Source organism: Limibacter armeniacum (assembly GCF_036880985.1).
Lineage (GTDB): Bacteria > Bacteroidota > Bacteroidia > Cytophagales > Flammeovirgaceae > Limibacter > Limibacter armeniacum.
The window spans coordinates 1553482-1567105 of sequence record NZ_JBAJNO010000009.1 but is presented as its reverse complement, the minus strand read 5'-3'; the positions used below and the strand labels follow the sequence as shown (position 1 = coordinate 1567105).

The window sequence follows — 13624 nt, the reverse complement described above, 5'->3', positions numbered from 1 at the left end:
TTTTTTATTAGGGAATAAATGTAAATAAAAAAGTCTAATTTCAAGCTTGAAATTAGACTTTTAACTCTTAAAATATAAAAATTTAATTTTTTATTAGTTTGTGTGTTTGAAGTTCTTGATCAGTGGCTATTTGTAAAACAAAAGTACCTCGCTTTATTTCTTTGGCGTCAATTGTAAGCAATGTTGTTCCTTTTGAAATAGCTTCTATACTATCATAATATACTGTACCATTAATGCCTATAAGGCTGATAGATACATTTTGTGCGATAGGACTGTATACTTGAAGGTTTAGCTTGTTTGAATTGAATGGGTTTCCGCTTAGGTTTCGGAATGTTATACTATCTTCTTTATGACCATTTACAACTAATGGAAAGAATTCAAATACACCATTATAATCTATTTGCTTAAGGCGATAATAAATTATTCCTGAGAATATGAATTCATCAGTGAAATCATAATCAATTCTTGATTGGCTATTGCCATTTCCTTTTACAGAACCAACCACTTCATAGTTTTTACCATCTATTGAGCGCTGTATCTCAAAATAATCATTGTTTGTTTCAGATGCTGTAGCCCAGGTGAGTAGTATGTTGTTAACTTGTTTTTTAGCGGAGAAGAATATTAATTCTACAGGTAATGGGGTAATAGCTTGGTCTGAGATGTACGAATTTACCTGAAAAGAACAAGTGCACGAACTGCTTGGGTCTTCATCAAGGATGGCACCACTTTCAGCACTTCTTATCTCAATATCTAAATAGTATCCATGGTTGTTAAGATCAATTACATAACTATCCTTTACATCGTTGAGCGTATCATATGTTTCAGGAGTATAGGTATAATAAAGGTCATCACTAGAGTTATCTGCATATATTGATAGTAACTCTTGACTTGTCCAGCTGTTAGGGTCATCATAATTTCGGATACTATTGATAGTGAACTGACTTAATGTCCACTGAGCAGAGTCTACAATAATGGCGTCATCTAAATACCATGAGAAATCTACTAAAGTAGTATCAGGGGTACCTGGAATAACAGATACCATCTCTGCTTTAAAAGATTCTACTGTTATAAAGTCGTAAGTTTTATCCCCACCAGGTCCATAACCATCTTTGCTAGCACCTCCCCCACAGTTCATGCTAGAAAAATCATTTTCTTCATTATAGGTTGTATTGTTTCCAAATCTGATAGATGATGTACTAGTCCACCTGAATGCAGTATTATTTATTAATGCATTTGAACGCGGGCATCCACTATAAAGTGTTGTAATGGTTAATATAGCATCTTCATCTAATCTTATACTAGAGTAATTTCCCATTGTAAGACGTCCATCATTAGTTCCTGTCTCAATATTGGCCACATCTAAGTCATTATCAATGATCAGGTTAGTGATTACATCATTGCCATCTTTATCAGTAATACCTCTAAAGTCTAAAGTAGCGGTTCCACCCCAGCCTCCAGTAAGTGATATTTGTCCTTTTAGTATTATATTAATTTGTCCACAAGAGGTTGTGCTTAAACCGGCATCATCAATACTGTCTTGAATATCATTTACAGATAAGTCAACTCTTCTATCATCTGAGTCCCAAGCTGATATATCATTGACCCAAGATCCTGAAATAGTTACAGAGCAAGTTGAAGCATCGGCTGTAATGCTTTGAGAAAAGCTGTTTACTGAAGAAATGAGTAGTATTAAAGTCAGGAGTGCTGGAAACACACCTAAATATATTTGTCTGTTAGTATTCATAAGTTTGTGAAGCAAAGTTGTTTAGTTAAGAGATATAGATATATATTGATAAAACGATGTTTTATGTAGTTTTAGTAATTGAACTTAAATAAAAAATCCAACTTACTAAGGGTAAATTGGATTTTCTATTGATGAATTTAGAATTTTCTAAAGTATTATCAATTTACAGTGAAATTGTTGGAGAGGGGGAAGTTACTTTGAGTATGAAAATGCCGGGTGGAAGTTGTTGAAAAGTAATTGCTACTAGAGTAGTGCCCATTGATAGGTTTATTTTTGCTAGATAATAAAGGTGACTATTTATGTCAATTACTTGTATCCTTGTTTCTTGCATTTCAGAACATTTTACCTTCAGTTTAATTTGATTATTGTTTATAGGGTTGGAAGATACGAGTCTTATGTTATTCTCTCCTAAATTGTTATTGAAGGCTAATGTGAAGTACTCTAACTGACCACTATAATCAATTTGTTTGAGACGGTAGTATATTACTCCCTGAACTAACCCTTGATCTTCAAACTGATAGTCCGTTCTTGATTGGCTATTTCCTTGTCCATCTACTATTCCAATTGCATGATAGTTTTTACCATCAATAGATTTTTGGATTTCGAAATAATCATTGTTCTCCTCAGATGCAGTAGCCCAAGTGAGTAATATACTATCGGATCGTTTTTTAGCTGAGAAAAAGATAAGATCTACAGGAAGGGTAGTGCCACCAGGTGTAAAGTCTTTGTTCAATTCTCCAGGTCCTATCAAATCATCGCTATTGCACCCAGTACAACTTCCCCATAAATCTTTACCTCCTATACTTATTAGTTTTGTAGTACCTCCTCCAGAATCATTTGAGACAATTTTTGCATTGTTCTCAAAGATGATTTTTCCATCAGCATCTTGAATGTCTAAAGCACCACCATTTTGAAAAGTAACAGTTACATTTTCTTGAATTGTGATTGTCAAGGTATTTGTACCGTTACCAGGAATTGGGTCATTTTCACCTAGTGTAAAAATGTTCTTAATATTGATATCTGAAGCGATACAAATATTACCTTCATAACTGCTGTTGGGAGCAGCAGCTGGTGTAGTTCCACCACAAATCCATTTTTTTCTATTTCCCCATTCATTATTTCCAGTACCATTAGCACTATCAAATATACAGTCACATTGGGCAAATAATTGATTTGATTGTAAGGCTAGTAAAATGAGTAGCAACAAATAGTACTTTTGCATAATGAATAGCTTTTGAGTGAGTTAGCGATGTAGTGAAATTTATTTTGTGTTATGGGATAGAAATTTTTAGAGACTTTTGATCGTTGGGAGTTACGATGTGGAGTATAATATTGCTTGGTGAAAGTGCAGGTAGATGAATCATTAGTACAGTTGTACCTGATGGGATTTCTTTATATTCCTGATGTATCACTTTTCCATCCAGACTAATGAATCGCATTTGCATTTTCATTGACTGGGGGCTATTGACCTGTAATTTAGCTTGATGGTTTGTGATAGGGTTTCCTAAAAGGGTGATATCTATTTTTTCATTAATCTGATGGATGTATTTTAGATTAAAATACTCATACAACCCATTGTAATCTATTTGCTTTAATCGGTAATAAAGAATACCAACAGGAGGGTTATCGGTATATTTATAATTAACTCTAGACTGTGTTGTACCATTACCATTTATTTTACCAATAGTTTCATAGGTTTTGCCATCTGTTGACCGTTGGATTTCAAAATAATCATTGTTCTTTTCAGATGCAGTAGCCCAAGTAAGTATTACGCTCTCGGATTGTTTTTTGGCAGAAAAAAAAATGAGTTTAATGGGAAGTACTTCTACTCCAGTTCCATCCATAATCACAGGGCCGTTTACTGTACCATCATCGTTATAATCCCAAATTTCCTCTCCGCTGGTTGTTTCAATATAAGTAGGAAAGAGACCAGGAAGTAGATTTAATGCTGTTATGCTGCCACCTTCTAGTATGACTACCTTAGAATTATCAGGAAGAACTAACCGGTTTGAGCCATAAAATCTAAGAACTCCTGTACCTGAAATAATGAATAATGTCTTGGTCAAGTCATCTTTTACAAATTCCAACCTAGTATCTAAACCTGAAATAGCAAACGTTGTTATATCGTCATCAATCACCATTATATCACCATTATCCCAATCATTTAAAACTTCTTGTACTGCGCTCTCTTCATCTGTGTCTTGATAACTTATACCTAAGTCACTTGTGTTCCAACTCCCTCCAGTTTGACTTGTAGATGCAAAATAAGTCGTATTATCTTGAAGGGGAGTTACATAATTAGTCCAGTCATATGTTTGTGTACTCAGAGGCCATGTTCCAGAATCCAGATTATTTGCTCTGTATAATGTTTGGCATTTCGAATACATAATGAACATGGGTATTTGCATAATGAGTATGAGCATAAAAGCCTTTTTGATTGATAGTAACATAGTTGCTTGTTTTTTTATAGGTTGGGTTTTATAGGTTACTTGATTTTCAGAGTTTAAGATCAGGTGTTAATAACTTTAAAATATAAAGACAGCTATGTTGTTTTAGTATGTTGAAAAAATACAGGAATCCACCCATGTAAGAATCCTTAAACAAAAAAATCCAACTGCCTTGCGACAGTTGGATTATTATTTTGAAGCAAATAATTGCTTATGCTTTCGCTACTGTTAGTTTGACAGTGACATCGTCCAGTTCAACATCAGTGGCGTTACTCACAGAATCATTCAATGAAAGGTCTACAATCTGTGTTTCCGTACAGATATAGTCTTTGAATGTTTCAACAGCTTCAGCAACTGTTGTATCACCTTTTTCAACTTGTACGTTAATCTTGTCCTGTACTTCCAATCCCATATCCTTACGGATATTCTGGATCTTGTTGATAAGGTCACGAGCGATACCTTCTTGTTTCAGTGCATCTGTCAATGTAATGTCCAAAGCGACTGTGATACCAGAGTCCTTGGCAATTGACCAACCTGGGATATCATCTGACTCGATTATTACATCTTCAAGGGTCAGACTTACCGTTTCACCATTCACTTCGAATGCAAATTCTTGGCTTGTTTCGAAATTTTTAATGGCTTCCTGATCCATTTGGTTGACTGTTGCGGCAATGCCTTTCATCAGTTTTCCAAACTTTTTACCCAATACCGGGAAGTTAGGCTTGATCTTTTTGACAAACATTCCTGCATCTTCCTCTGTCAGGAATTCAACAGCTTTGATGTTAGTTTCAGACTTGATGATGTCTTCCACGTGCTTGATCTGAGCTGTTACTTTCGCATTTACATCAGGAATCAGGATACGTTGCAGTGGCTGTCTCACTTTCAATCTTTCCTTTTTACGGATAGAGTGTGTCAGTGAAGAGATATTCTGAGCCAAAGCCATTTGCTCTTCCAAGTCCTTGTTGATTACAGTTTCGTTCGCCTCAGGGTAAAGTACTGTATGTACTGACTCTGCTTCATTACGGTTAGTTACACCGTTCAGATCTTGGTACAAACGCTCTGCATAGAATGGAGCAATAGGAGACATCAGTTTGGCAATTGTTTCCAAACATGTATAAAGTGTTTGGTAAGCAGCCATTTTGTCTGTGCCATATTCACCTTTCCAGAAACGCTTACGGTTCAGACGTACATACCAGTTAGACAGGTCATCAATTGTGAATGACTGGATTGCTCTGGCAGCTCTTGTAGGCTCAAGGTTGTCAAAAGCACTTTCAACTTCCTTGATCAATGTGTTCAGCTTAGAGATAATCCATCTGTCTGACTCCGTTCTTTGCTCCATTGGCACCTCGGCTTCAGCAAAAGTGAAGTTATCCAAGTTAGCATACAGCGCAAAGAATGAATATGTATTGTAAAGCGTTCCGAAGAACTTACGTCTCGTTTCATCCAAACCTTCAAGGGCAAACTTCAGGTTGTCCCAAGGGTTGGCATTCTCGATCATGTACCAGCGAGTTGCGTCAGCACCGTATTTGCCCATTGTTTCAAATGGATCAATCACGTTACCTTTACGCTTGGACATTTTCTCACCGTTCTTGTCCAATACCAGACCGTTTGAGATCACGTTCTTGAAGGCAACACTTTCACCAATCATGGTAGCGATGGCGTGTAGTGTAAAGAACCATCCACGAGTCTGGTCAACACCCTCTGCAATAAAGTCAGCAGGGAACAGGTTTTGGAATGTTTCCTTGTTCTCAAATGGATAGTGCCATTGAGCAAACGGCATGGCACCTGAATCAAACCAAACGTCAATAAGGTCAGTCTCACGTGTCATTGGTCTGCCACTTTCACTTACCAAGATCAGGTGATCTACATGTGGTCTGTGAAGGTCAATTTCAGCGATCAGTTCACCATTTTGGATATATTCAGAGTCTGATGACATTACGCCAGCTTCAACTGCTTTCTTCACTTCAGTTCTCAGCTCTTCAACAGATCCAATACAAATCTCTTCTGTACCATCTTCTGTTCTCCAGATAGGGAGAGGTGTACCCCAGTATCTTGAACGAGACAGGTTCCAGTCCACCAAGTTTTCCAACCAGTTACCGAAACGACCTGTACCGGTTGCTTCTGGTTGCCAGCGGATTGTTTTATTGAGTGCTACCAGTTTGTCCTTTACAGCTGTTGTACGGATAAACCATGAATCCAGTGGATAGTATAGGATTGGCTTGTCTGTTCTCCAGCAGTGTGGGTAACTGTGCTCGTATTTCTTAACATCGAAGGCACGGTTTAGCTCTTTCAAGTGGATGGCTAAACGTACATCCATTGACTTGTAACCGTCTGCTTTTGCAGCTTCCTCTTCGTATTCTTCTTTGACGAATTGGCTACCAAATTCGCCCATTTCAGCTACGTAACGACCTGTTTTATCAACAAGCGGAAGTGCATTTCCTTGCTCATCCTTTACAATGATTGCAGGAACACCTGCTTTCTGAGCTACACGCATATCGTCTGCACCAAATGTAGGAGCAATATGAACGATACCTGTACCATCTTCAGTCGTAACGAAGTCACCAGGAATTACTCTGAATGCCTTGTCAGCATCTTCTGGCTGTACATACGGTAACAGTTGTTCGTATTTTGCTTCAGTCAGTTCATTGCCTTTGTATTCAGCAACAACCTTGAATGGGATTACCTTGTCACCGGCTTGATAAGCATCAAAGTCAGCATCCTGTTGTTTTTTGCTGAAGTAAGCATTGATACGGTCTTTAGCCAAAATAACCGTGATTGGCTCAAAGGTGTATTGGTTCCAAGTTTGAACCTTGGCATAAGTGATGTTTTCACCAACGGCTAACGCAGCGTTTGAAGAAAGTGTCCAAGGAGTAGTCGTCCATGCAAGGAAGAACAAGTCTCCATGTACATCACTGAACAATGCCTCTGACTGTTCATTGCGAATTACCTTGAACTGAGCCGTAACTGTTGTGTCTTTTACGTCACGGTAACAGCCAGGCTGGTTCAGCTCGTGGGAACTAAGTCCTGTACCTGCAGCAGGTGAATATGGTTGAATTGTATACCCTTTGTACAACATATCTTTGTTGTAAAGTTGCTTAAGCAACCACCAAAGGGTTTCCATGTAGTTTCTTTCAAATGTGATGTACGGATCATCCAAGTCTACCCAATAGCCCATCTCCTGAGTCAGGTTGTCCCATTGTTCCTTGAACTCCATCACGGTTTTCTTACAGGCCTCGTTGTACTCTGCTACCGAGATTTTGGTGCCAATATCTTCCTTAGTAATGCCTAGTTCCTTCTCAACTTTTAGTTCAACAGGCAAACCGTGTGTATCCCAACCGCCTTTACGGTTAACCTGAAAACCTTTCAGCGTTTTGTAGCGACAAAAAATATCCTTTACGGTTCTACCCATTACGTGGTGAATACCTGGTGCGCCATTGGCTGAAGGAGGTCCTTCATAGAATACGAAAGAAGGGTTGCCTTCTCTGGAAGTAATTGATTTTTGGAAAATGTCGTTGGTTTCCCAGAACTGGCGGACTTCCTTATTTACCGCCACCAAATCGAGACCTTTGTATTCTTTATATCCCATTTTTAACCTTCTGAAAAATATGTTGAGAAGAACTGTTTACAGTATAATTCCCGTACGGTATATAATATTTTCGAATGATACTTTTTTAATTGAACTGATTTTAATCAGTCCGCAAAGTTAAAAAATTCATATTGACTAACCTAAATCATACAAGAATGATTGTATGACAAATGAAGGTAAGTGACATTGATTAAAAAGAATAGAAGGAAGTGCATTAGTTCATCGGTATCGAGGTGTGTTTCAGAGGTGAAAAAAGTATTGAAAAGTAAGAGAGGGGGAAAGTGATAGGACGATACAAGTAGCAGAAGTTGAGAACATGGTACTTTATGCGGAAGTCTTGAAATGGGACGATTAGTTGGCGAAATAATATGGCTGAAGACCTTCGAGAGTCAAGAAGCAAAATATAAGAAGTAACTTTTAAAATTGATATCAGTTTGTAATCAGTGATTTAGAGTGAATACAGTATAGGCTTTTCCTTTGACTTTTAATCTATTTTGGATGAATTGTTAAAAGTAGCATTTGCTAATTCTTAAAGCGCCTTTGTAAAGCCGTATATCTTGCAGAATTTTCAGTAACTTTACATTTAGGTAAAGATTATTCTGGAGAAGCAAACGAACACGGATTTGGTAGACTCTTACAAACATAAGGGACAGCGATTGGCATTGGTTGAGAAGATAAAGGAGAAGGGGATTACTGATGAGAAAGTACTAGAAGCAATTGGTAAAATCCCACGGCACTTTTTTATGGACAGTGCTTTTGAGGCGCATGCCTATCAGGACAAACCGTTTTCAATAGGAGAGGGACAAACAATTTCACAGCCATATACTGTAGCGCTTCAGACAGAGCTTCTTGAAGTAAATGAAGGGGATAAGGTACTGGAAGTAGGAACAGGTTCAGGTTATCAGGCAGCTGTTCTGATGGAAGTGGGAGCGGAAGTATATACAATAGAATATAACCGGATACTTCATAACCGAAGCCGCCACCTATTGCAAAGTATGGCATATCAGGGACGTTTCTTTTTTGGGGACGGCTCCAAAGGCTTGCCATCTTTTGCTCCTTATGATAAAATTATTGTGACAGCAGGAGCACCTTCATTGCCAAAAGAGCTTATCAAGCAGTTAAAGGTTGGTGGTATATTGGTAATTCCTGTAGGAGATGATCGTGTACAGCATATGACACGCATAACCAAGATTGATGAAAAGACCATCCAAAAAGAGGACTTTGGAATGTGCAGCTTTGTCAAGCTAAGAGGAGAGTACGGATGGAAAGGTTGATATATTAATTGATTGTGATACGAAAAGCTAGGTATACAATCACCACTTTTAGAACTATAACTTAAAATGCGTACTAAAAAATACCCCAAAGACTCTTTGGCCGAATCTTCTGAGATTGTATTGCCCAACGATACCAATACTTATGGTAACTTGATGGGAGGTAGGCTTATGTATATGATGGATGTGGTAGGCGCTATTGCTGCTCAACGTCACTGTAACAGAGCTGTTGTAACAGCATCGGTTGATAACGTTTCTTTTAAGAACTCACCTGCATTGGGTGATGTAATTACTTTAGAAGCAAAGGTGACTCGTGCATTCAACTCTTCTATGGAGATTTATATTAAGGTTGTCTCAGAGAAACCATCCAAAGGAACAGTCACAGAAACCAACACAGCCTTCTTTACTTTTGTGGCGATTGATATGGCTGGCAACCCTATCACTGTACCAGAACTGATACCTGAGACTGATCAGGAAAAAGAGTTATACGAAGGTGCGTTGAGAAGGCGCCAGTTAAGGCTGATTCTGGCAGGGCGTATGAGTCCTGATGATGCAACGGAACTGAAGGCTTTGTTTGATAAAAAGCTTCGAAAGGCATAATACAAACAACGAATTTGTTGAAAACAAAAACAGCGCAACCTTGTGAAAGGGTTGCGCTGTTCATTTATAGTAAGTTTACAGAAAGACTAGTTTCTGTAAAGAACTTGCTTCACAGCTTCTACAGTTCTGCTAACATTTGGAAGAGTAGCTTCCAACAGTGTTGGTGCATATGCTACAGGAACGTCCTTAGAGTTTACTCTAATGATAGGAGAATCCAAGTAATCAAATGCGTTACGCTGAACGTGGTGGCTAATGTCCGTAGAAAGTGATGCTACAGGCCATGCTTCCTCAACAATTACAAGTCTGTTTGTTTTCTTCACAGATTCGATGATTGTAGCGTAGTCAATAGGCTTAACTGAACGAAGGTCGATAACCTCAGCGTTGATGCCTTCTTTAGCCAACTCTTCAGCAGCTTGGTTAGCTACTTTCATCATTTTACCGAAAGAAACCAAAGTAACATCATCACCTCTTTTCACTACGTTCGCTACTCCGATAGGAATGATATATTCGCTTTCAGGTACTTCGCCTTTGTCACCGTACATCAGCTCTGACTCCATGTAAATTACTGGGTTGTCATCACGGATTGCAGCTTTCAACAGACCTTTTGCATCATGTGGGTTAGAAGGAACCACTACCTTCAGACCTGGAGTATTTGCATACCAGTTCTCAAAGTTCTGAGAGTGCTGAGCAGCTAGCTGTCCTGCGTTACCAGTTGCACCTCTGAATACCATAGGAGCCATGTACTGACCACCAGACATCGAATAGATTTTGGCAGCACCGTTGATGATTTGGTCAATTGCTACCAGAGAGAAGTTAAATGTCATAAACTCAATTACAGGACGTAATCCGTTCATGGCAGCACCTACACCAATACCTGCAAAACCAAGCTCTGCAATAGGGGTGTCAATTACTCTTTCAGGGCCAAATTCGTCCAACATACCTTGTGTTACCTTGTAGGCACCATTGTATTCTGCAACTTCTTCGCCCATGATGAATACGCGCTCATCGCGTCTCATTTCTTCCGAAAGAGCTTCTCTAATCGCCTCTCTGAACTGTATTTCTCTCATAATTTTTCGTTTTATAAATATTCTTCAACGAGTCTTGTTAGTGCTTATTTCGTTTTCGGTCGGCAAGATAGCTGAATTATGTAAGATTTAAAAGGGTTGTCGAGCGGGACAATTCATGGAAATAAACCTAGAAATCTTTATACTGTAGCAACATAGGGTGAATTGCAGTATTTCTGGACTCCTTTTGTACAAATGTAATAGGAGGTAAAGAAAATGCAGGAGGTGAGAGAAAGAAATGAGTCTGTGAGAACGAGCCCAATATAACTTTGTTTTATACCAATAGAAGTCTACTTACTATAACCAAAGAACATAACCTCATGGAGCTATATAAGAGTGATTATATGACTATTTCCTATTTGCAGGATTCAGCATTGCTGGAGTTGGTTTGGCATGAACCCACTCGTGATATGTCAGATGAGCAATTTAAGCATGAGATAATGGTCTACTCTGGTTTCCATTCTAAAAAGAAGCCACTGAAAACCTTGACTGACCACTTGCATTTTCACTTTTATATCCATCAAGGGCTTCAGGATTGGATGAAGGACCATGCTTTTCCTAAAGGAATTCCACCCAATCAGGTGTCCGCTTTTGTGGAGCAGGATGATTTTTTTCTTCAGGTCGCAGTAGAGCAGGCATTGGAAGAGGTGGATGAGGTGACAGAAAACCTTGGCAATGTAAAGCATTTTGCAACAAGGGAAGATGCACTCAATTGGCTACTTAAGTAGAAGTATATAATTAGATATAAAGAAAAAGCCCTGTTATCCGAAGATAACAGGGCTCTCTTGTATATAACTAACCTAGTTAGCGAATCAAATTAGTTTTTGATTGCCTCAAGGAAGCTAGCATCTTGCCAGTAACCAGCGAACTCAAGATCTTGAGCAGCTTTCTCAGCCAATGAGCTGTCAGCTTTAACAGCATCACCCAGTGACTTAGTTACCATCTCAGCGTTAGCAGTTCTAGCGCCAATTACAGCAGCCAGGTAGTGAGCTTTCGCGTTGTTTGCATCAGCAGCAATTGCTTCTTTCACTGCAGCTTCAGCGCTAGAGAAGTCATCAGACAGCTCTTTAGAAGACTTCAGTGTGTAAGCCAAAGCTTTGTTGTAAAGAACGTCAGCGTCGTTTCCTGCAGATGACAGGTACTGGATAGCTGAGTCATACTCACCTTTAGTGATTGCAACGTAACCGTTTACAGCGTTAACTGAAGCAGCTACAGAAGCGTTGCTAGAACCTGAAGCTTTAGCCAATGCTTCTTCAGCACCTGCTACATCACCTTTCATCAGTTTAGCACCTGCAAGGTTAGCGTAAGCTTCTGGAAGCTCAGACATTTTAGCAGCAGACTCGAAGTGAGGAACTGCTTTCTCGATCAACGCCATTTTGTCTTCTTCAGAAGTAGCTTTCTTAGCTTTAGCGAAGTAAACAGCGCCCAAGTTGTTGTGAGCAACAGCATCATCACCTTTTCTCAGTGCAGCTTCGTAGATCTTCTCTTTTTCGTCCATGTCTGGAGTCATGTGAGCAGCGTAACGCAACTCTTCTGAGCTAAGCGCCTCAAGGCTTTCCTGACCAGTAGAGATTTTAGAAGCCAAAGCAGCGATTTCCGCTTCAGTTTTCTTCTCTTTGATTTGCAGGATTTCAGCCTTAGCATTTCTCAAAGGAGGGTATACGTAACGAAGCAGTTTCTTGTAAGAAGAAAGTGACTGAAGTTTCAGCTCTTTCGATACGAAGTCACCTGAACCGTTAACGATAGACAGGATCTCATCTTTCTCAGTGTCTGTCAGCTTGTCAGTAGCTTCCAGTTCAGCTTTGAATGGAGTCCAGTTTTCGATAACTGGCTTTGTAACAAAGTTAGGAGATGTTACAGAGTCATCGTATTTGTATTTAGACTGAAGCTGTCCGTAGTATTTCTCTACAGCAGCAGGTCTTTCGTTAGCCAACTTAGTGTTGATATCAGTAGGACCCTCTGGAGAGTGAGAACCTGTAATTGTTACAGTTCTTGTAGGGTTTTTAGCAGCAACATACTCTTGCAACTCTTTACCCTCTTCACCTCTTTTCTCTGAGTATCTCAGAGCAGAAGAGTTCTTCAGGAAGTAGAAGTCTACATTTTGTGGCTCATACTCTTCACCTGTGTTGTAGCCGTGATCTGCGAAGTTCGCAATGAATGTAGGCTTAACCAGTTTTGAAGTAGTGATGATACCTTGACCGTAGTTAGGGATTGCAGCATATGCACCAGCATTGCTTTCCTTAACTTTACCGTTCTTAGTTTTAGTAACTCTACCAAGGTATTCGATTTGACCTCTGTCAAGGTTTTCGTCGAATGCAAAAGCGAATCTTTCTTTTGCTGAAGGTGCTGCGTTAGGATTGTCAGCATAGTCATCACCGTTGAAAGAAACAGTACCAACTTCAATTGGCTCACCGTTTTCAGGGTTGTACTGCATCAGGATATCGTAAGTATATCCTTCTTTCATCATTTTTGCTGGCAGTTGTGCTTCTGCTTCAAACACTACGGAGTCACCGTGAACTTCTAGTGGAGAAGGAGCTACAGACAGACCTTGTTCTTTTGCTAATTTTTCAACGTTAACTGAGTTACAGGATACCATCATGGTACCTACAACCAGAACAGAAGATAGTGCACTTGTGTACTTGTTCATAATCCTCATTTACTTATACTTTTATTTCAAGGGAAATTAAAATACCTGCCGAATATCAGCATTTCAATACATTGTTCCAAATAGTGCGATTCGTTGTATCGCTTATACAATCTCAAGATTAAGCAATTCCGGAACCAAAATGGTTATCTTAATTCTTAAAATATTATAAAAATGATTTTGAACGCTTTTCAATCATTACATAAAACTTACATATCTTATTGAATAAACGATATTCTAGTGAGAAAATCTAACCCATTATAAGTTG

At 38.9% G+C, this 13624-nt stretch carries 9 protein-coding genes; 3 read left to right on the top strand and 6 right to left on the bottom strand.

Features of this window, described 5'->3' with window-relative positions:
* Positions 1-82: 82 nt before the first annotated feature.
* The 4 genes from V6R21_RS24240 to ileS form a co-directional block, all read right to left on the bottom strand.
* Entirely contained in the window at positions 83-1744 is a 1662-nt protein-coding gene (locus tag V6R21_RS24240) for a hypothetical protein (protein WP_334246112.1), read from the bottom strand.
* 163 nt (positions 1745-1907) lie between these two features.
* A complete protein-coding gene (locus V6R21_RS24235; RefSeq protein ID WP_334246111.1) occupies positions 1908-2966 on the bottom strand; it encodes a hypothetical protein in 1059 nt (352 codons plus the stop codon).
* Positions 2967-3015: 49 nt separating this feature from the next.
* A complete protein-coding gene (locus V6R21_RS24230; protein WP_334246110.1) occupies positions 3016-4194 on the bottom strand; it encodes a fibronectin type III domain-containing protein in 1179 nt (392 codons plus the stop codon).
* 208 nt (positions 4195-4402) lie between these two features.
* The gene (gene ileS / locus V6R21_RS24225) at positions 4403-7777 is read right to left on the bottom strand and encodes an isoleucine--tRNA ligase (protein WP_334246109.1); all 3375 of its coding nucleotides are present in this window, start codon (positions 7775-7777) and stop codon (positions 4403-4405) included.
* 623 nt (positions 7778-8400) lie between these two features.
* Here ileS and V6R21_RS24220 point away from each other — a divergent pair.
* Positions 8401-9051, top strand: coding sequence for a protein-L-isoaspartate(D-aspartate) O-methyltransferase (locus tag V6R21_RS24220; RefSeq protein WP_334246108.1), 651 nt, complete (start codon positions 8401-8403; stop codon positions 9049-9051).
* 66 nt (positions 9052-9117) lie between these two features.
* Complete coding sequence (locus V6R21_RS24215; protein WP_334246107.1) at positions 9118-9648, top strand: acyl-CoA thioesterase; 531 nt, start codon at positions 9118-9120, stop codon at positions 9646-9648.
* Between the two features lie 86 nt (positions 9649-9734).
* Here V6R21_RS24215 and V6R21_RS24210 read toward each other — a convergent pair whose 3' ends face one another.
* Positions 9735-10715, bottom strand: a complete 981-nt coding sequence (locus tag V6R21_RS24210) for a pyruvate dehydrogenase complex E1 component subunit beta (RefSeq protein WP_334246106.1) — start codon at positions 10713-10715, stop codon at positions 9735-9737.
* Between the two features lie 317 nt (positions 10716-11032).
* Between V6R21_RS24210 and V6R21_RS24205 the strand changes: the two genes are divergently transcribed.
* A complete protein-coding gene (locus V6R21_RS24205; protein ID WP_334246105.1) occupies positions 11033-11440 on the top strand; it encodes a hypothetical protein in 408 nt (135 codons plus the stop codon).
* Positions 11441-11529: 89 nt separating this feature from the next.
* Here the strand turns inward: V6R21_RS24205 and V6R21_RS24200 are convergent, their stop codons facing one another.
* Positions 11530-13359 carry a tetratricopeptide repeat protein gene (locus V6R21_RS24200; RefSeq protein ID WP_334246104.1) on the bottom strand — a complete coding sequence of 610 codons (1830 nt, stop codon included), beginning with the start codon at positions 13357-13359 and terminating at the stop codon, positions 11530-11532.
* Positions 13360-13624: the final 265 nt, after the last annotated feature.